At 45.0% G+C, this 20,236-nt stretch carries 17 protein-coding genes; 9 read left to right on the forward strand and 8 right to left on the reverse strand.

What is annotated here, in order from left to right:
- Positions 1–19 precede the first annotated feature (19 nt).
- From VEJY3_RS23455 to VEJY3_RS23475, 5 genes are all read left to right on the forward strand, one after another.
- Complete coding sequence (locus tag VEJY3_RS23455; protein WP_014234922.1) at positions 20–1,504, forward strand: hypothetical protein; 1,485 nt, start codon at positions 20–22, stop codon at positions 1,502–1,504.
- The gene (locus tag VEJY3_RS23460) at positions 1,488–3,071 is read left to right on the forward strand and encodes a GGDEF domain-containing protein (protein ID WP_014234923.1); all 1,584 of its coding nucleotides are present in this window, start codon (positions 1,488–1,490) and stop codon (positions 3,069–3,071) included. The genes VEJY3_RS23455 and VEJY3_RS23460 overlap by 17 nt, the downstream gene beginning before the upstream one ends.
- A gap of 404 nt (positions 3,072–3,475) precedes the next feature.
- Positions 3,476–3,853 (forward strand): DUF3302 domain-containing protein, encoded by a 378-nt coding sequence (locus VEJY3_RS23465; RefSeq protein ID WP_014234924.1) that lies wholly within the window; start codon positions 3,476–3,478, stop codon positions 3,851–3,853.
- Positions 3,853–4,986, forward strand: a complete 1,134-nt coding sequence (locus tag VEJY3_RS23470) for an HlyD family secretion protein (RefSeq protein WP_014234925.1) — start codon at positions 3,853–3,855, stop codon at positions 4,984–4,986. Before VEJY3_RS23465 ends, VEJY3_RS23470 begins: the two co-directional genes overlap by 1 nt.
- 226 nt (positions 4,987–5,212) lie before the next feature.
- Entirely contained in the window at positions 5,213–5,761 is a 549-nt protein-coding gene (locus tag VEJY3_RS23475) for an ECF-type riboflavin transporter substrate-binding protein (protein ID WP_014234926.1), read from the forward strand.
- Positions 5,762–5,867: 106 nt separating this feature from the next.
- Here the strand turns inward: VEJY3_RS23475 and VEJY3_RS23480 are convergent, their stop codons facing one another.
- The 3 genes from VEJY3_RS23480 to napG form a co-directional block, all read right to left on the reverse strand.
- Positions 5,868–7,049, reverse strand: coding sequence for an MFS transporter (locus VEJY3_RS23480; protein ID WP_014234927.1), 1,182 nt, complete (start codon positions 7,047–7,049; stop codon positions 5,868–5,870).
- Between the two features lie 92 nt (positions 7,050–7,141).
- Positions 7,142–7,996: a quinol dehydrogenase ferredoxin subunit NapH gene (gene napH, locus VEJY3_RS23485; protein WP_014234928.1), complete on the reverse strand. Its 855-nt coding sequence runs from the start codon at positions 7,994–7,996 to the stop codon at positions 7,142–7,144.
- Positions 7,996–8,766: a ferredoxin-type protein NapG gene (gene napG, locus VEJY3_RS23490; RefSeq protein ID WP_014234929.1), complete on the reverse strand. Its 771-nt coding sequence runs from the start codon at positions 8,764–8,766 to the stop codon at positions 7,996–7,998. Before napG ends, napH begins: the two co-directional genes overlap by 1 nt.
- Before the next feature lie 388 nt (positions 8,767–9,154).
- Between napG and VEJY3_RS23495 the strand changes: the two genes are divergently transcribed.
- Positions 9,155–9,655, forward strand: coding sequence for a GNAT family N-acetyltransferase (locus tag VEJY3_RS23495; protein WP_014234930.1), 501 nt, complete (start codon positions 9,155–9,157; stop codon positions 9,653–9,655).
- A gap of 26 nt (positions 9,656–9,681) precedes the next feature.
- Here VEJY3_RS23495 and VEJY3_RS23500 read toward each other — a convergent pair whose 3' ends face one another.
- On the reverse strand, positions 9,682–10,659 hold the full coding sequence (locus tag VEJY3_RS23500; protein ID WP_014234931.1) for a phosphotransferase: 978 nt from the start codon (positions 10,657–10,659) through the stop codon (positions 9,682–9,684).
- Between the two features lie 8 nt (positions 10,660–10,667).
- Positions 10,668–10,943: a GNAT family N-acetyltransferase gene (locus VEJY3_RS23505; protein WP_014234932.1), complete on the reverse strand. Its 276-nt coding sequence runs from the start codon at positions 10,941–10,943 to the stop codon at positions 10,668–10,670.
- Between the two features lie 129 nt (positions 10,944–11,072).
- Here VEJY3_RS23505 and VEJY3_RS23510 point away from each other — a divergent pair, with 129 nt between their 5' ends.
- Positions 11,073–11,807, forward strand: coding sequence for a flagellar brake protein (locus tag VEJY3_RS23510; RefSeq protein WP_014234933.1), 735 nt, complete (start codon positions 11,073–11,075; stop codon positions 11,805–11,807).
- Positions 11,808–11,922: 115 nt separating this feature from the next.
- On the opposite strand, the gene VEJY3_RS23515 is transcribed toward VEJY3_RS23510, so the two are convergent.
- Positions 11,923–14,283 (reverse strand): Lon protease family protein, encoded by a 2,361-nt coding sequence (locus VEJY3_RS23515; RefSeq protein WP_014234934.1) that lies wholly within the window; start codon positions 14,281–14,283, stop codon positions 11,923–11,925.
- Positions 14,284–14,478: 195 nt separating this feature from the next.
- Between VEJY3_RS23515 and VEJY3_RS23520 the strand changes: the two genes are divergently transcribed.
- Complete coding sequence (locus VEJY3_RS23520) at positions 14,479–14,979, forward strand: hypothetical protein (RefSeq protein ID WP_014234935.1); 501 nt, start codon at positions 14,479–14,481, stop codon at positions 14,977–14,979.
- A 230-nt stretch (positions 14,980–15,209) separates the two neighbouring features.
- Here VEJY3_RS23520 and VEJY3_RS23525 read toward each other — a convergent pair whose 3' ends face one another.
- Together VEJY3_RS23525 and VEJY3_RS23530 are read right to left on the reverse strand one after the other, a co-directional pair.
- Entirely contained in the window at positions 15,210–17,243 is a 2,034-nt protein-coding gene (locus VEJY3_RS23525) for a prolyl oligopeptidase family protein (RefSeq protein WP_014234936.1), read from the reverse strand.
- A gap of 166 nt (positions 17,244–17,409) precedes the next feature.
- Positions 17,410–18,309 carry a LysR family transcriptional regulator gene (locus VEJY3_RS23530; RefSeq protein ID WP_014234937.1) on the reverse strand — a complete coding sequence of 300 codons (900 nt, stop codon included), beginning with the start codon at positions 18,307–18,309 and terminating at the stop codon, positions 17,410–17,412.
- 163 nt (positions 18,310–18,472) lie between these two features.
- On the opposite strand from VEJY3_RS23530, the gene VEJY3_RS23535 reads away from it, so the two are divergent.
- The gene (locus tag VEJY3_RS23535; RefSeq protein ID WP_014234938.1) at positions 18,473–20,164 is read left to right on the forward strand and encodes an L-lactate permease; all 1,692 of its coding nucleotides are present in this window, start codon (positions 18,473–18,475) and stop codon (positions 20,162–20,164) included.
- Positions 20,165–20,236: the final 72 nt, after the last annotated feature.

Below are 20,236 nucleotides of genomic sequence, written 5' to 3' on the forward strand. Positions count from 1 at the left end.
ATGGTCATGGATGTAAACGTTGGATAGAAGCAAAACTCAGCTAGCATGTGAGCTAGCACTGCTTAAAGAGCAAGTTAGTTCTCAACCCAAATCCACTCTGCGTAAAGCTGAGCAGTTTCGCGTTACCGCGGAACAAATGCTGTTTAGCGAAGGCGAAATCCAAGCCTTACTTATCATGTCACACTGTTGCTGGTGTGCTATGGATTATCGTCAAGGGCTTAAGCTTATAAAGACCGCTTACGATAAGCAGAGCCAGCTTGAAAACGACGACCACCTTCCAGAGATTCTTCACACCTTTGCGCTTCAGTACTGGGGGCAAGCCAAATATTTCTCAGCTCAGAAATACTGGATTAATGCACTCGAACAGTCCGTCCTGAACAATAACATCGAAGTCCAACTTGAATCTCTGATTGGGCTCGGTAACGTTTGGCGTATCACCAATCAACACAAACTTGCCACATCAACGCATGAGCTAGCCGTAAAAGTGGCGAACAATGTCCGTATCTCCAGCCTGGAAGGAAAAGCCCGTATCTTACTAGCATGGGATTACTACCTGCAGAAGGATTACGTCAAGATGTTAACTGTGCTTGATGGCGCAGCCGAAGTGCTAAAAGATCATCAAGACTCGACTTGGCATGCAGAAATATGGGACTTCAAAGGGCTGGCTTTACTTGGGTTAGAGAGATTAGATGCCGCAGAAGTTGCAACGAAAAAAGCGCATCAGATAGCTATGGAGCATGATCTAACCTGGATGAAAGCCCATTCGTCCATTAGCAGAGCTCGTCTGGAACTTCTGCATAACAATACCGAAAATGCGACAAGATTGTTAATTGCCGCCGAAGAGTCCGCCCGGCATTTTGATAAGGGTGAGTTACTTAGTCAGATTTGCTACCAGCAATCACGCGTTGCAGAAGAACAAGGTCAGTTTGAAGCCGCATTCCACGCTTTCCAAAAATACCGGAAACACTCGCTTCAAACGATAAAAGATCAAAGGCATCAACTCAGTCAGGATAAAGCGCACAGCTCCAAGCGCAAACTTGAACAGCGGGCTCGTAAACTGATCAATCATATTCGTTCTCAACATGAATACGATCCTGAAAAGAATCTTTCTAACGTTGTCTCTGAAACCTACTGGTGGGAGCAACTCGTTCTGTTCAAAAGTGAACTTACACAGTCTAATCACGCGATTATCATGATTCATCACTCCAATCCGGCTTTTTTGGATGCCTGTACTGAACTCGTTCACTCTTTAACCGCACCAACCGATTTAGTATCCCGGCTTTCTACTGACAGGCTCGCCATGTTAATAGCGGACAAAGGTCAGGCGGCCGAATCGCTATATAAAACGGTCCAGTCCATGATGAACCTTTACCCATGGGAGAGACGAGGTCTGAAAGGACCAACGCCCACCCTATATTTACAAGATATTCTGACTTTCCCGTTCACATTAGAGCAATTAGAAGAAAGCCATGCAGAGGTAGTAGAAAATGGAACAATTGCTTAATAAAGTGACTCAGGCTGGCATTGACCCTTCATCGGTGACTGGTGAAGATGCGATAGCACTGTGGAAACATATTCGAGATCACATCGCCGAAAACCCTCTCGAAAAAGCACATTGTTATATTATCAGTGCAGAGTATCGCCAAGAGATAAGACAGCTAAGCGACAGTATTGCCGAGCTCAGACAAGCCTTGGAACATCTCACCCTACCTGCGAATGCTGAAGATATTTTGTCGGTTAAGTCGAGTTTATGTGAACATCTGGTTGATGTCGGTGATTATGATTCAGCGATGATCGAGTATATTAAATCAACAAATATCGCGGTTGATTACGGTTTTATAGACGAGTATGTATTAGCGATAGTCGGTATGGGTAACTTGTGTGATGCCTATGGTGATCACGAACGTGCGCTGCGTTTTTATAAAAAAATCGAGGCAATAGACCATGCGATCAGCAGCCGTTCCTTGCGTTTACGCTACAAGCTATACATGCTCGCGTGTTACATCAGTCTAAAATACACAGATGATGCTATGGAGCTACTCACTGAATGTGAAGAGCTCAGTATTCTGGTCAGCGATAAAAACCTCGCTGGTCAAATTCACCTTTACCGAGCCAAACTGCATCAATTGAACCATGACTATTCAAACGCTTTACTTGCACTTTCTAGTGTTCAGTATACGTCGGGCAGCTCCACAACGTTTTGGTTGTCTGCGATGGTCAAAATGGAGACGGCATACTGTCTGAATGGGAGTGGCAATACCGCTTTAGCCAACTTAATTATGGATTCCGTTGCTAAGCGAATTAAGAAACACTCTTCCGCGATGCTTGCCCGCACATTTTATAATATGATGAGTAACATTAGTGCTTCTCAAGGTCAGTTTGAGCTCGCACTTGATTGCGAAAAACGTGCATTTAATATTGAGTCTGAACTGGTTAGGCAAATACCTATCAGTGAGCTAGGTTCTGCTCAGTTACATCGTCTGGATCGCTTTGAATTACAGCTCAAACTTATCTTGTCAGAGATCGAGAACAAAGAGCTCAAAGAGACGACAAAACAACACAAGAATACCGTTGCTCAATTGCAGCAGGATGTTTTTACCGACCCCTTAACGTCTTTACACAATCGTCGCTGGTTAGAAGTGAAGCTGAAAGACTTGCTGCTTCGCGATACAACTTTTGCTCTTATGGTGATTGATATTGACCACTTCAAATCCATCAATGATGAACTGAGCCATTTAGTCGGTGACAAAGCAATCCAGAGCGTTTCAACACATTTATCCAACTACTTTAACTTTTCAGGCGCTTCATGCATCCGCTTTGGTGGTGAAGAGTTTCTCGTCATACTTGAAAACGACAAACTAGAACATGCCGAGATACACGCAGACCATTACCGGGAGCAAATTTATCACTACAACTGGCGTGATATTTTAGGTGAGCGCGGCCTCACGGTTTCTATCGGTATTACTGTTCACCGAGAGGGTGAAAATACACAGCGTACTTTTTACCGTGCCGATAAAGCGCTTTACCGCGCGAAAGCCAATGGCCGCAACCAAGTTTGTACCGAGTTATAAATGATCCCAAGCTTTTGAGCGACAAAACGGTTAACGTTTAAGTAATCGCCAGCATAGCAGCAGTAATTTTCTCTGCTGCTTCTCCTAAGTACTGCAATTCGTTTCCATTCCTTCCCATATAGGTCTATTACTTAACTATTCAGGGGCCAAGTTGTTTTAAACAGCCGGCGTATAAAAAGGCTGTAATTCTTCCAGACAATTGATGAATGCAATCCCTATGTAATAGGACAAAAACTTTAAACTACTTTGTCTCTCAATGTGCACTATTTGAGACAGAACAAAGCATCTTGGAAGTAGCGGAGCATAAGCGTCAAAAATACTTGATTCATTTATAATTGTATCAAATACTTAAGCAACTCATTTACGTAACTTTTTTCATATAGCAACAAGCACGGGTAAATAAGATGTTTCTAGACTATTTTGCACTTGGGATACTCATTTTCGTTGCTTTGGTTATTTTCTACGGAATCATCGTCATTCACGATATTCCCTATGAAATTGCTAAAGAACGTGAACACCCACATCAAGATGCGATTCATTACGCTGGCTGGGTAAGTTTGTTCACACTTCACGCTTTGTGGCCTTTCCTGTGGATTTGGGCAACATTATGGCGCAAAGAGCGAGGCTGGGGCTTTAAACAACTGGAACAAGAAACACACGATATTCATCATCGTCTTGAAGAGCTCATTGACGAAGTAAACGAGCTAAAAAATGAAGTATCAGTATTAAAGAAACAAACTCAGCAAAATCCTACCGCTGACCTAAGTAAAGAGGAAAAATAATGGATTTATTGTTGATCCTGACTTACACAGCCTTTTGTATCGCGATTTTCAAAATTTTTAAGATCCCTCTTAACAAATGGTCGGTTCCAACCGCTGTCCTTGGTGGCGTTGTACTGATAGGCACGCTCGTGCTTCTTATGAACTACAACCATCCCTTTACTCAGATAGGTAATCAGATTTACCCGACCACACCTATCGTTTCTGGTGTTCGTGGCCGTGTAATCGAAGTGCCGGTACAACCAAACGAACCATTAAAGACGGGCGATATACTATTTAGAATCGATCCGACACCTTTTGAGGCCGAAGTTGCGCGTCTTGAAGCAAAAGTAAAAGAAGCGAGCCAAGGGGCTTTAGGTTTAGAATCTGGGGTTCAAGAGGCACAGGCAGGCATTATCAAGGCGCAAGCAGAACGAGATAAAGCGAAGCGAGAGTTCGACCGCTACCAACGAGGGTTTGATCGTGGCGCATTTACTGAACAAGACCTAGATACTCGTCGTCAGGCTTACAAAGCGGCAGAAGCCACGCTAGAAGTCGCATTGCAACAAAGAGAACAAGCCCAAATTGCGCTAGATTCAGAAGTAGGCGGAGAGAATACCCAAGTTGCTCAATTGCTTGCCGAATTACGCAAAGCTGAGTTCAATTTAGATCAAACGGTGGTTCGTGCTCCGACCGACGGCTACGTGACCCAACTTGCTTTACGTCCTGGCGTGATGGCGGTACCTCTACCACTGGCTCCGGCAATGACCTTTGTTCATACAGAAGCCAACCAGTTCTACACAGCGGCCTTCCGACAAAACTCACTACAACGACTAGAGCCTGGCTTTGAAGCTGAATTCATGTTCCGTGCGATCCCAGGCCGAGTATTCCGTGGTGAAGTGGTTGAAGTTATCCCAGCAATCGGTGAAAGCCAATTCCAGGCACGTGGGTCTCTGTTAGGCACAGACGCACTTCGTACGAGTGGACGAGTGTTTGTCAAACTCAAAATTACCGATGACTTGAGTGAGTTCCATCTTCCGATGGGTACAGCTGTTGAAGTCGCGGTTTATTCAGACAGCTTCCACCATGTTTCTATCATGCGTAAAGTACTTATCCGCATGAAGAGCTGGCAAAACTATCTGTACTTAGACCATTAATACATGGACTTTGCTACATACTCACAAAGGGGCGGATATCCGCTCCTTTTTTGTTTCTGCACCCTTCGTATACGTGAGTTTTATCACACACTGTTTTCAAACCGACCTCGTCCAAAGCCCAATCAATTGGGTTACTGCTAAGCTGTAATAAACAGCAAAATTATCGATAATTCAAAGTAATGTAAGTGAACGATATTCAACGCTGACTATTAAGCAGAGGCTATCTATGAATCTTTTCGGCAAAACTCTCATCGTTATCGCTAGCGGCGCTTTACTCTACGGTATCGGCGGCCTTCCTATGTTTGGCGTCCCTGTCTTTGCTAACACAACCCTAAAACCAGCCATGGCGATACTAGCCGTGTACTCGGTGTTATTCGGCCCTATTGTCGGTTTTTTGGTGGGCATTATCGGCCACTGGATCACGGATCAGTTCGCGGGTTGGGGCTTATGGTTAACTTGGGTGGCGGGTTCTGGCGTTGTCGGCCTGATTATGGGACTCTTCCCCTACCTGACTCGTCACCGCTTAGACGACGGAGGCTTCGACAGGCAAGACGTTATACTTTTCGTGGTACTCGCACTGATTGGTAATATTCTGGGCTATGGCTGCTCAGCCTATCTTGACACCATCTTTTATGCTGAACCTTTTAATAAAGTCCTAACGCAGATGCTCATCATCGCCACAGGCAACACGGTACTTATTTCTATTATTGGCTACTTCATCATCCGAACTATAGCTAAACGCAATAAGGGCAGCGACAAGCTAACAGAGACTTAATCACACTAGCACTAAGCTTTATATCGTTCTATTCGGACACAAAAATGGGATGCCAGTGCATCCCATTGTTAAATCAGATCATCGTGAGCAGATGACTTAATAAATCTTAACTCCATCTCAGCACACGAGTTTCATTGCCTTCTTCTGGCTTGGCAGGAATGTTGAGCGAAAACAACAAACTCACTGCCGCCATACCAGCACCAATGTAGAAAACACTTGAAGGTGAAACCAGCCAGATAACACCAAACGTAACTGGAATGACAACCGCAGCAATATGGTTGATGGTGAATGCTACGCCCGCCGTCGATGCCATATCCGCCGGATCAGCTATCTTTTGGAAGTACGTTTTAATCGCTAGTGCCAAAGCGAAGAACAGATGATCAACCACGTATAGCGCTGCTGCCCATTCCGCAGTTTGAACTAATCCGTAGCCAACAAACACAAAGATCAAACCGACGTATTCAAACATCAACGCCTTACGCTCTCCGACAACACCAATAAATCGGCCAATTCGTTTAGCAAACAGGAAATTAAATAAGTAGTTAATCAAAAACAGTAAGGTGATATCCGCCGCTGAATAACCGAACTTCTCCACCATTAAGAACCCTGCAAAAACGGTGAAGATCTGACGACGAGCACCACTCATAAACGTCAACGCGTAGTAGAGCCAATAGCGTTTACGCAATACCAACTTCTTGTTCTGCGGTACTGTAGATTTAAACTGAGGGAAAGCAAATGCCATCACCAAGATAAGCACAAAGCCTATCCCTCCCATAACCATATAAACCGTTTTAAAATCCAGTTTTAGTTGCTCTAGCATCACCCACAACGCGCCATAGGTAACCAGAGAGGCCAACGCACCTACCGAAATGAACTTACCTAGCATTTCTGGGGCTTCGTCTTTAGACAACCACTGTAACGAGAGAGACTGTTTCAGCGTTTCGAAATAATGGAATCCGGTGGACATTAACAAGGTCGTAAAAAGTAAACCGTACAGAGTGGGAAAATAACCTGTTATTGCCGTACCCAATGTCAGCATGGCCAGAGAGACCAGCATGAAGCGTTGCTCGCGAATAAACAGCAGCACAAATACGGCGGTAAACGACAAAAAGCCCGGCACTTCACGTACACTTTGTAACAAACCGATGTCTGAGCCATCAAAGTTTGCTTTTTCAATAACGAAATTGTTAAGCAGCGCCATCCAAGTTGAAAAGGCGATAGGCACAATAATGGAGATGAGCAATAAGAAGTTTTGCGGTGTTCTCCAGCCTTGAGATGAGGTATTCATGATGCATCCTTTAGATATGAAGGCATCATCATAGCCCTAAATGTAACAAATTCGCAATATCATTCTAATTTGACGCAAAAGTAAAATAACGCTTAATCGATATTCTTTACGCTCAGGCGATTTTTAAATTCAAAGACGTGTTCCGGACACACATCCAAACAACGTCCGCAGCTGATGCAGTTTTGATCCATCACCCGGCGATCCCCTTCTTTTAACGGTAACCTCAAAACTTCTGGTTCTGGGCAGACGTAAAAACAATCCATGCATTTGGTGCAAGCTTCTCGTCGTACAGCGGTAACTCTGAGAATACTCTTTCTGCCGATGACACCGTAGGTTGCTCCTAAAGGACACAGGTGACCACACCACCCATGCTCCACCAGTAACAGATCCAGAACAAAAACGAGCCCAACTAAAACCCACCCCGCTCCCATGCCAAACACAAGCCCTCGGTGCAACGCGGCCACTGGGTCTATCCATGTCCAGAGAATCGTGCCTGAGAATGCACTGCCTAACATCAAAACTGGAATTAACCAGTAGCGCAGTGATGGAGACCAGCGATAACTCGCTTTAATATTCAGTTTTCGCCGCAGCCAGGCAGCAAAGTCTGTCACCACATTCAAAGGACAAACCCATGCGCAAAACGCTCGTGGCGCAAGAATCGCATAAAACACAATAACGATGGCTACCCCTAACAAGACATTAAACTCCGGTACATGCCCAGTAGCCAATGCCTGCAATACGATCAGCGGATCGCTCATGGGAACCGTATCGAGCAACATGCTAGAGGAAAGATTACCCGAAAAAACACCTAGCGTTGGCCCAGCCATAAATAGCGCGATAATGGTAAGTTGACAAAGCCTGCGTAAGATTAGGAATCGGTGTGCTCGCCACCAGCCAAGCTTTTCTATTGCCTCTTTGCCTGCATCTTGAGCTAAGTTTTTAGCCATTACTTACCTCCTTTTAGAGACTCAAGTGCACCTGTCGGTACAGGGTTCTCTTCTGGAAGCACGTTCTCTAAAGGTTTATCTATTTCCTGCCAACCGAAGTTGTAATGGCTGCCCACTTTGCCTTTAGCTAAGTCCGTAGGCACAACCTTAATTGCAGAAACATCCAGTACACATGCCTGCTCACATTTACCACAGCCTGTACAGACCTCAGAATTAACGGTTGGGATTAGCTTGGCGTGGTAGCCTGTGCGGTCGTTGTGAATTTTTTCTAGAGTAATTGCCTCGTCAATAAGAGGACAGACTCGATAGCATACATCACAACGTAGGCCTTGCCAGTTAAGGCACGTTTCGTGATCGATGAGGACGGCGGTTCCCATGCGAGCATCATCAATGTTGGTTAATTCAGGATCGAGAGCCCCACTCGGACACGCGACCACACACGGAATGTCATCACACATTTCGCAGGGTATGTCGCGTGCAGTGAAATACGGTGAGCCAGTAGCGACTGGAGACAGTAACGTGGCAAGTTTTAACGTATCGTATGGGCATGCTTGTACGCACAACCCACAACGTATGCAGGCAGATTCAAAGTCGCCCTCTGGCAGAGCACCCGGTGGCCTGATTGGGACCCCTTTGGTTTCGCGAGCTTGACTTTGCAAGGACTGTAGCCCCAATACACAGGCTGCAGCACCAACGCCCATTGCTGTTCGAGCAGTATCACGCAAAAATCGGCGACGACTTTGGGACATTTTTGACGGGAAAGATTTCATCACGTTTCCTCAAAGAAGCTCCTTTATCAAGTTAAGCATAAATAGCCCGAAACGTACGTCTTCCCCATACCTCATAAGAGGTAACTCCAACCTCTCTTGATTCAAATCAACTCTAGACGGCTACCCACTTCACAGTTTGAAAACCCTCTTTCTCCGCTAAAAACGAATTCACCACAATTGCCTATAAACGCGTAAAGTTTCAGTATAAAAATCCAACACATTTTCAATCTTGTCGGTATTTTCTGCCCTAAAACACTATATAAACTCAAAACACCACTAACATAACCCACTAATTTTAAAAGTATAAATTCACTAAATTCTAAAAAATGCTATTCAAAAACCAAAACAGTGGTTAGATTAAGGTAAAACAAATACATAGGAGAGAAGCATGGAAATAATCGTACGTCCAACCATGGTTGAAGACGCAGCAGCGCTCGTTGAAATCTATTCCCAGCCTAAAGCGCAACGTGAAACCCTGCAGCTCCCTAACCCGTCTGTTGCCATGTGGGTGGAAAGGTTATCTAACATGCCTGCTGGCGTTTACAGCTATGTCGCTGAAGTTGATGGCAAAGTGGTCGGCAATATCGGCTTTCATCACTCACAACGTCCAAGAACGTCACATACGGCTTCTTTTGGGATTGGTGTTCACGACCATTTTCACGGCCTTGGTGTCGGCAGTAAGTTGATTGAGGCAGTGACAGAGTTAGCCGATAACTGGCTCAACGTGAGACGCATTCAAATAGAGGTGAACGCCGACAACGACGCAGCCATCGGCCTGTACAAAAAGCATGGCTTCGAGATCGAAGGCGAAGCAATTGATGGTTCCTTCCGCGATGGTGAGTTCATCAATACCTATTACATGGCACGTATAAGACCGAGTAAGAATTAGAATTTAGCCTCCACATGGAGGCTTTTTCATTCAGATTGGCCTTTCAGATAAGCAATCGCTCTCGCGGTCAGCGCTTCAGTGTAGGGATTAATTTTCCAATGCTTTGGGCTCCAGCCTTTTACAAAACGCTGAAAGTCAGCCCAGGCGACAGGAAACAACGGACGCCACTCTTGCTCGACCGCTTTTGCATCAAGCTGTGGCTGGTAGATTTGAAGAGCATGCCTAAGTTCTACGAAGTAGATATCAAGAACCCAACTTTCCATTTCTGAACACGCTTCTGGCTCGACCGCACTGCTCATAAACAGCGCCACGTCCTTCATCGCACAGCCATGGCCAACATATTGAAAATCGACTGCGGCAACTAATGACTCTGTGTCATCAAAACAAAAGTTGGCTAATTTAGCATCGCCATGAACAAGAGTTTGATATTTTGCGCAGGTAAGTGTGCTATCAATTAACGAAGCAGCTTGTTTTAACGCTTTATCTTCTAACGCGTCCAGTTCATCTGGCCTCGTTGCCAAATGCCAATACGTTCCAATATCCCATAGCTGATGGTGGTAAACCCCGATATAGCGGGCATGAAAATGCGCCAACCAAGAAAGACAAGCCCGTAAATGTTTTTTGGACGCTTGAGCCATCACTTTAGTGAACCCTGCTTCGGCGAGATCTTCCATAACGATCAACCATTCATTGTCCGTTTGAAAGCATTTTAACCCTTTCGGTATCCGACAATGTTCGTCGACAGATTGGCTAAAGTGTTCATACCAACTGACCTCAACCTGATAAGAGTGCAGTTTACGTTGATGGGATCGATCGGTATTCCAGCCTCTTGGGTGTTCAGATGGTTTGGGAAGCGTCACATGTTTTACAATGATTGAGCGCTTAGAGAACTTCACTCGCACCAGTTCACCGTAACCTCCCCAAAGTGATTGAATCACTTCGACTGAAGCAAGATTACCCAGATCTAGCTCATTGCCAATGTTCACATAGAGAGGGTTGATCATTTGTCCCCCTACGCCAAAAGATGTGCCCACTGTTTATTTTTATCAATATAGTGCCCGACATAAGGACAAACCGGGACGATTTTGTAGCCCAATGATTCAATTTCTGGCAGTACGGCTTCCATCATCACCTTTCCGCAACCCTTACCTCTTAGTTCTTCAGGAACCACGGTCGACGTGATATGCATTGCGTCATCTTGCAGTTGATACACAACTTTAGCGCTAAAGCCTTGCTCAAGTTCAACCCAAAAGATGCCACTTTCACTGTCGTGCGTCACTTTTTGCATAACTTACTTCCTTATTTTCGGTTAACTTATTGAATCGAACTATATCACTGAATAAAATCAATACCACGCTAGGAAGCCCAGTCATTTCATATCAGTCCCTTTTCAGGTTCGACCATAATAATGAGAAATATGATAATTAGTGCCGGAGATGGCAAGCGACCTTCTCAAAGTAAGAGGGAACCAGAACGTCAGGCGACAATACTCAACAGCACCGATGCAATGGCAATGGTGGAACACGGAAGCGAAGTTTCTTTAAACGTGACGACGCCCGTAGGAACTAAGTTTATAACCACCAGCACCTTTATTGGCTGTCACTCCAACCATACCGCGTTGGTAGAGCTACCAAATATTTCGGAAGAAGATCTCAAGTTCTACTTTCAAGAAGGATTCTGGATCAACATCAAAGCGTACTCTCAGCGTGGTGAAGGTGCGATTATTCCTTTTAGAGCGCAAATCCAGCATCGCTTGGGTGAACCTTATCCATTATTGGTTCTCAACCTGCCAAATACGATGCAAGTGTACCAGCTCAGGAAAGAAGTCCGTTACGAAGTCAATTTGAAAGCTCATGTACGCTTCGAAACATATCGCAACGAATGTGAGATAAGAGACATTTCTCGAAGTGGCTGTCGTTTCGTGACCTCTCCAATGAGTCGTCCGCTGCAGATTGGTGACCTCATTTCGTTAGATGTAACTATGCCGGAAGATAGCCGCATGCTAGCCCCACTCAACGGCCGCATTTGTAACCTGCAAAAATCGACTCATTACTCCCGTTACGGCGTGGAGTTTGATGACGTAGGCAAATCCAATGCAAAGCGCTTACTGAGCAATCTCAAATTTGACGGAACCAAACTGAAGTTAAAGTAGTTCGGCATTTGTCTCATCATTTTTCTTAAAACACAAGAATAGAAAAAGGCACTGAATGTGCCTTTTTGTTTTTTGATTCAGTCAGATACTGAATCTCTTTTCCGCGAGATTTGGTCTACTTTCTCAATGCATTAAGCTTAGCTTGAGCGATACCAAAAATCGTATCGATCGGATAAGAGCCTTCTTCTGTTGGTTCCCCTGCTACTTTTCCGGTAAACAGTTCAATCGCTTCGGTGACATGGTCTATCGCCCAAATATGAAACTCGCCTTTTTCTACCGCTGTGACGATATCGGATCGCAACATCAGGTTATGAGCATTCGACGCCGGAATGATTACCCCTTGACCGTTATGACGACCTTTAATGACACACACGTCATAAAAGCCTTCAATCTTTTCGTTTACACCGCCAATAGGTTGCGCTTCACCAAACTGGTTCATCGAGCCTGTGATGGCGATATCCTGACGGTTTGGCTGTTTTGAAAACGCAGAAGCAACCGCACACAGCTCGGCCATACTGGCACTGTCTCCATCGACCCCGCCGTAAGACTGCTCAAAGGTAATCGTAGTCGTAAGCGGAACACGTGCATTTTTACCAAACACAGACGACAAATACGCCGATAAGATCATGACCCCTTTGGAGTGAATGCTACCACCGAGATCAACACTGCGTTCAATATCAATCACCTCACCGTCACCATAGCAAGTGGTCGCGGTAATGCGGTTTGGTGCACCAAACATATAATCGCTGGTACTCAACACCGACAATGCATTAACTTGCCCGACTGCGGAACCTTCAGTGCGTATCAGCGTAGTACCATTGACATAGGACTCCATCACACTGTCACGCAAGCGGCTCACACGCATTTCTTGATTCTTCAGCGCTTCCTGTACATGCCCGGTTCGAATCATGTTGGAGTTGGCCTGACGAGCAACGTAGTTTGATTCTCGGAGCAAGTTAGCAATATTGGCAGAGTGCAGCGACAGCTTGGACTGGTCCCCAGACAAACGTGAGCTGTATTCGATAATACGGGCAATGGCTTTCTTGTCGCAGTGCAGCATGTTGTTATCGTGGACGACACTGGAAATAAAGCGCGCGTAGTGCAGCTCAGACTCAGGCGTTCGGCTCATTTCATCTTCGAAATCGGCCGTAACACGGAATAGCTCGCTAAATTCTGGATCGTAGTGCTGTAACAATTGATAAGTTCGGTAATCACCAAACAGGATAATTTTGATATCTAACGGAATCGGCTCTGGATCGAGTGAAACCGCACCGGTTAACGTTACTTCTTTCTCTAGTGAGGTAAAGCTTAACTGACGCGATCGAATCGCACGCTTTAGGCCATCCCATACATAAGGCTGCTCCAGCACTTTCTGTGCATCCATCAAAAGGACGCCGCCATTGGCTTTGTGCAAACTACCTGCCCGGATAAGCGAGAAATCGGTAAACACTGTGCCTTTAAACGTTGCCGTTTCAATAGAACCAAATAGCGAGTGATAATTCGGGTTCTCTTCGACCACAATTGGGAAATCACTGTTACAACGACTGACCAGTACATTCACTTTGTAGCGGCGAGGTAACTTCTTATCTAAAGACGCGGTCGCGATTTCGCCTTGTTCACCACTTTGGTCAAGAAAGATATCGGCGTTCTCGACAATGTCTTTTTGTAGTTCAGTAAGATAGGTTTTGATCTCTGGATATTCAGAGTAATCAACCTTAAGCGTTTTAATGAAGTGAGTAATCACATCCAGTGTTACTTCATCATTAAGCTTTTTGATCTTATCACTAAAGGTCTCTTCCCACTCAGTGAGCTCACGTACCATAGAGCGCAACGCCACTTCCAACTCATCAATGGCATCACTGAATTGTTCTTGCTCTTTTTTGCTCAGTGCATCAAACGACTCTTCGGTATGCAGCTCATCACCATCCATCGCAACGAACTGGTAGTCACCTTGCGTTGTGATCGTCAGGCTAATGCCTTTATCTTTCGCTTCTTTGCTAATACGATCCAACTCATTTTGTTGCTTGTTAGCTAGTTGGTTTTTTAACCGATCAGCACGGCTAAAGTACATTTCGTTATCAAATGCCAATGGTAATGCATTGAGCAACTTGCCCATTAAGGCTTCAATATCAACTCGTAACTTATTACCGATACCACAAGGCAATTTCAATACTTTAGGTGTGCGAGTGTCTTCAAAATTCGCGACATAACACCAATCAAATAACGCTTCTACATCGTGTTGATGACGATTTAAGTAACGTAAAATCATGGTACGTTTACCTAAACCATTCTGACCGATTGCGTAAATATTGTACCCTTTCTCCTTGATTGACATCGCAAACTCAACTGCCTTTTGAGCGCGCTCCTGCCCCACGATTTCATCAATAGGAGGTAATTCCTTGGTAGACTTACATGGCATATTCTCTAGATCAGCTACAGAATACAACTGCTTAGGTTCTAGCCTTAGTATTGCCATATCCGCTTCCTTTTTCTTATTGTGTTCAATTGAGTGTAGAGATTATTTGTTTAATTTTAAGTGATTTACATTACATCGCGGTCTAACCGAACACTTTATGAGCAACTAAACCACAAAAAATGACAACAATACACACTTGCAATTGATAACTATTTTCATTTAATATCATATTCAATCTAATTTGGGGAGTTGGACATGGATATCGAGCAATGCTGGATGCGCTACATGAAAGCTGGGCAATTAATACAACAGGGTCACTGGCCTGAAGCGCATCGTTTATATGAAGATGTACTCAATCATTTACCCAATCACATCCACTCAGCGTTAGAAAACGAACAAACCAAACCCTGCCAATTTATTTGTCTTATTAGCGGACTACGTGATGCTAGCGTGGCACAGTCAGAGATTCTCAATAGACTCGGTTCGCAACGTGCAGCTTTTTCAGCACTCAACCAAACTTATGCATTATTTCAGTTCTTACAATTGGAAAGCCATGATCTGATTGAGCGCTTAAGTCGTCACCTGCTCGCGCAGCAAAGTGAAGACTTACTTGCACACATGGCAGCATTTTGTACCGCGCAACGTAACGCGGAATGGATGATTGAATTACAACACGTGACTCATGCACACGAACAATTTTTGCATTTGCAGGCAATGATATCTGGCGAATTAGCCAATATGCGTCTCTATAATTAAGCCTCAGCCCCCTGATTCTGAAGCGATGCTAAATTGGCAAGAAAACTTTTGAATTACTGAAAATGGGCATAGCTGCCTTTCGGTTTGGCCGCCGAGACTGGTTGGTTCAACGAGTCAGACTTAGTCAATCTGATTCAATATACTGTTAACAGTATGACTTGAGTTCCCCCAACCATGAAAAATGCCGCGATTCTGTCGCGGCATTTTTTATTCTTCTAACTCATCGGTCGTTACACAGACTCAATGCCCATATTGTATAGGGTGAACGCATAGATATCGGTTGTAAGATCGATTTGTTTACTGAGCGGCATGCCCGCACCATGTCCTGCATTCACATCGATTCGAATCAATACCGGATTTTCGCCCTGATGTTTATCTTGCAGTTCGGCAATGAATTTGTAGGAGTGAGCAGGCACCACACGATCATCATGATCGGCAGTGGTCACCAGCGTTGCAGGGTATTGCACGCCCTCTTTCACATTATGTACAGGCGAGTAACCAAGCAGATACTGGAACATCTCTTCACTTTGCGCAGACGTACCAAAGTCGTACTTCCAGCCTTCTCCAGAAGTGAATGTATGGTATCGAAGCATATCAAGCACTCCCACAGCAGGCAGTGCCACTTTGAACAGCTCTGGACGTTGAGTCATACACGCACCGACCAACAACCCGCCATTCGAACCACCACGAATCGCCAAGCGTTCTGAACTTGTGTAGTCGTTCTCGATCAAATATTCAGCTGCAGCGATAAAGTCGTCAAACACGTTCTGCTTTTGCAACTGGGTTCCGGCATTGTGCCATGCCTTTCCATATTCACCACCGCCTCGCATATTCGCTACGGCATAAATGCCCCCTAACTCGAGCCAGTTGGCTACATTACCAGAGAACATTGGCGTCAGGCTGATATTAAAACCACCATAACCGTAAAGCATGGTCGGCGCAGTACCGTCGAACTTGGTGCCTTTTTTATAGGAGATGATCATCGGTACTTGTGTACCGTCTTTTGAGGTGTAGAAAACCTGCTTCGACTCATAGTCATTGCGATCAAATGGCGCTTTAGATTCTTGATAAAGCTGTGATTCACCAGTTTCCACATCAAAAGAGAAAATCGTCGGAGGCGTGACGTAATTGGTGAAAGTGTAGTAAAGCGTGGTTTCTTCTTTCTTCCCTGCTAAACCATATGCCGTGCCTTCGCTCGGTAATTCAACATCACGAATCCATTCGCCTTGGTAGTTGTACTGCTGTACTTTCGACAGAACATCAACCATGTAAGTAGCAAACAGATACCCGCCGCCTTTGCCCACTTCTAACGGCTGCTCTTGCTCTGCAATAACCTCTGCCCATTGTGAGGTTTGCGTGTTGTAACTGACGACTTTGCCATTTGGCGCATCGAGGTTGGTGTAAAACAGCAGAGTTGCATCTTGATTATCAATAAGGTGCGTATCGCCTTGTGTAGTTTCGCGTAACGTCACAATCTCTTGTGCTGCTGAGTTCAGGTCGATATAAAACAAGCGGTTGCCAGAAGTTGATTCCGCACCAGAGATAATTAAGTAGCGATCATCCGTTGTCGTCGTAGCGAATACATAGCGATGTGTCTGAGAGTCCAATGCGCCAAACACGACTTTATCTTCAGCTTGTGAAGTCCCTAGCTCATGATAGTAAAGTTTATGCTGCTCAGTACGCGCTGACAGTTCACTGCCTTCTGGCTTATCGTAGCTGGAATAGTAGAAGCCTTTGCTGCCCAACCAGGAAATGGAGGTAAATTTCGCATCGACAATTTCAGGCTCCAACTGTGCTTTGGTTTCCGCATCAATCACAAAGATCTTACGCCAGTCACTGCCACCTTCAGAGATAGAATACGCGACTAAACGGTTGTCTTTTGAAAAGCTCACTTCACCAAGAGAAGTGGTCCCCTCTTCAGAAAAAGTATTAGGATCTAAAAATACTTCTGTCTCACCCTCTCCTTTACGACGGTAAAGTACGCTTTGGTTTTGCAAACCATCATTTTTATAAAAATAGGTGTAATCACCGCGCACAAATGGCTGTGAGTATTTCTCATAGTTTTGGCTGCTAGCGACCAGATCGCGAATTTTCTGACGATAAGGGACCTGACCCAGTAAATCAAAAGTCACTGAGTTTTGGCTTGAGACCCAGTTTGCCGTTTCTTCACTACGATCATCTTCTAACCAGCGATAAGGATCGGCGATATCGTGTCCGAAGTAGCGGTCCACGACAGAATCTTTGCGAGTTTTTGGGTAATGCATAACGTCCGTGTTACTCCACTTTAATTTTGTTTTAGTTTTAATTGAGACTAATTCTCAACACATACCTTAGGGCGCTAACGTTTGATTTCAACTAAAAGATTGAAACATTTATTAAATTGATACTTAACACGCAATTTGCATCGAAGACGGCATGAAGTCCAAGCCGCTAAAAATAGTGTGAAATCGTTAAGTAACGATCACGGATGTGCTCAATTAATAATTTTACTTTATTCGGTGGCTGGCGAGTAAATGGATACACCGCATAAATACCCAGTTTTTTGCCAACCAATTCAGGAAAAATATCCACCAGCTGGCCATTACGAATATCGTGATACACCAAGCACCTTGGTACGTAGGCGATACCATGGCCACCCAGCGCCGCTTTGCGAAGCGCGGTGGCGTTATCAGTAGAGAAACTGCCCGACACTTTAACAATGTAGTTGCCTTCATCACTCTTAAACTCCCAATCGGAAGCACCTGTGGTTTGATAGGCATACTGAAAACAGTTATGACGCGTCAAATCGATCGGTTCTACTGGTTTGCCATTTTTGGCTATATAAGAAGGAGAAGCACACACCACCCATTGAGAATCGAGAATATGCCTTGCAATTAAGCTGGAGTCTTCAAGATACCCCGTTCGAATCACGAGATCATAACCATCAGCCACAAGGTCAACGAAGCGATTATCGAGCGACATGTCGACGGTTAAGCCCGGATGAAGGTTACAAAATTCGGCTACTGCATCAGCAAGAATCAAGTCTCCAGAAATAGATGGCACAGACATCTTAATATGTCCGCTTACATTCTCTCCAAAGCCTGCAACTGCATCCATAGCCTCCTGAGTGGCTTGCTTCACATTTTTAGCACTATGTAATAACACCTTCCCCGCTTCCGTCAGGGTCAATTTACGTGTTGTTCGATATAATAGCTGCGCGCCGATTTCTTCTTCCAACCTGGCGATTCTTTTACTAACTACCGAATTTGTAAGGTTATTTGCCTCAGCAACCTTACTAAAACTGCCCAGTTCCATTACCTGAGAAAATAGGATTAAGTCGTCTGCTCTCATTTGATTATGTCACTTTTGGAATTAATTATTTTCATTATTTCCCTATATCTAAAAAAAATAAAGGAGTAGATTCACGCCAAATTAACAAAACCATTACAACAAAAAGTCGCCTCTACAACGGAAACATACCGTTCAAAAAAGTCTGCGAACGAAGGATGTACAAATGAGTGAAACCCTACTTGCCCTCGTGGCGTTTTCGCCAATTGTTGTGGCCGCCATTTTATTGGTTGGTCTCAACTGGCCTGCTAAAAAAGCTATGCCTGTTGCTTTCGGTCTTACCGTCGCTATCGCCCTAATGTTTTGGGATATGTCAGCTACTCGCGTACTGGCATCCGTATTCCAAGGCCTAGGAATTACCGTATCTGTTCTCTGGATTGTGTTTGGCGCCATCTTCTTGCTCAACACTTTAAAACACACCGGAGCGATCACAACTATCCGTAACGGCTTTACCGATATCTCTGCCGACCGTCGTGTTCAAACTATCATCATTGCATGGTGTTTTGGCTCGTTCATCGAAGGGGCATCTGGTTTCGGTACGCCTGCTGCGATTGCTGCGCCGCTACTCGTTGCGATTGGCTTCCCAGCAATGGCAGCCGTGCTTATGGGCATGATGATTCAGTCTACACCTGTGTCATTTGGTGCTGTAGGCACGCCGATCATTGTCGGTGTCAATAAAGGACTGGATTCACATAACATTACCGAGACATTGGTAACACAAGGTTCTTCATGGGAAGCATACCTACAGGACATTACTGCTCACGTAGCGGTTATCCACGCGGTTGTTGGTACTATGATTCCAGTGTTAATGGCTGTGATGTTAACACGATTCTTCGGTAAAAACAGAAGCTGGACAGAAGGTCTCGATATCCTGCCATTCGCTCTGTTTGCTGGTATCGCATTTACGGTTCCTTACGCATTAACTGGCGTATTCTTAGGTGCTGAGTTCCCATCTCTGATTGGTGGCCTTGTTGGTCTAGCAATTGTGGTGACCGCAGCGAAGAAAGGCTTCCTGGTACCAAAAACTAAATGGGACTTTGAAAGCGAAGATAAATGGCCAGCCGAGTGGTTAGGTTCTCTGAAAATCAACATTCAAGAGAAATCTGGTAAGCCAATGAGCCTGGTAATGGCTTGGGTTCCTTACGTATTGTTGGCTGTGATCCTTGTTGCTAGCCGTGTAAGCGCTGAATTCAAGAGCTTCCTGCAAAGCATCAGCTTGTCTTTCAGCAATATTCTTGGAGAAGCGGGCGTTAGTGCAGCAATCCAACCGCTATACCTGCCTGGTGGCATCCTGGTGTTTGTTGCGCTACTTGCGGCACTACTGCAAAGCGGCAGCGCGAAACCACTTCGTGAAGCATTCGGCGAATCAAGCAAAACACTGATTGGTGCTGGCTTCGTACTGGTATTCACCATTCCAATGGTACGAATCTTCATTAACTCAGGTGTTAATGGTGCAGACCTTGCGAGTATGCCAGTAACAACCGCGAACTTTGCCTCAGACCTTGTAGGCTCTGCATTCCCGGCATTGAGCGCAACGGTTGGTGCACTAGGCGCGTTCATCGCGGGTTCGAACACGGTATCAAACATGATGTTCAGCCAATTCCAGTTTGAAGTTGCTCAAACGCTGTCTATCTCAAGTGTGATTGTCGTTTCACTTCAAGCGGTAGGTGCAGCAGCGGGTAACATGATTGCGATTCACAACGTAGTAGCAGCATCAGCAACAGTAGGTCTGCTGGGACGTGAAGGTGCGACGCTGCGTAAAACCGTTATCCCAACGTTCTACTACCTTGTTATGACAGGCATTATCGGTTTGGTACTGATATACGGATTCAACATGACAGATGCTTTGATGAAGTAAATAAAAGCGCAGGGTGTCAACGCCCTGCACGGTTTTGACACAGCTATTAGCAACACTACCTGCATAGGTTAT

Source organism: Vibrio sp. EJY3 (genome assembly GCF_000241385.1).
GTDB lineage: Bacteria > Pseudomonadota > Gammaproteobacteria > Enterobacterales > Vibrionaceae > Vibrio > Vibrio natriegens.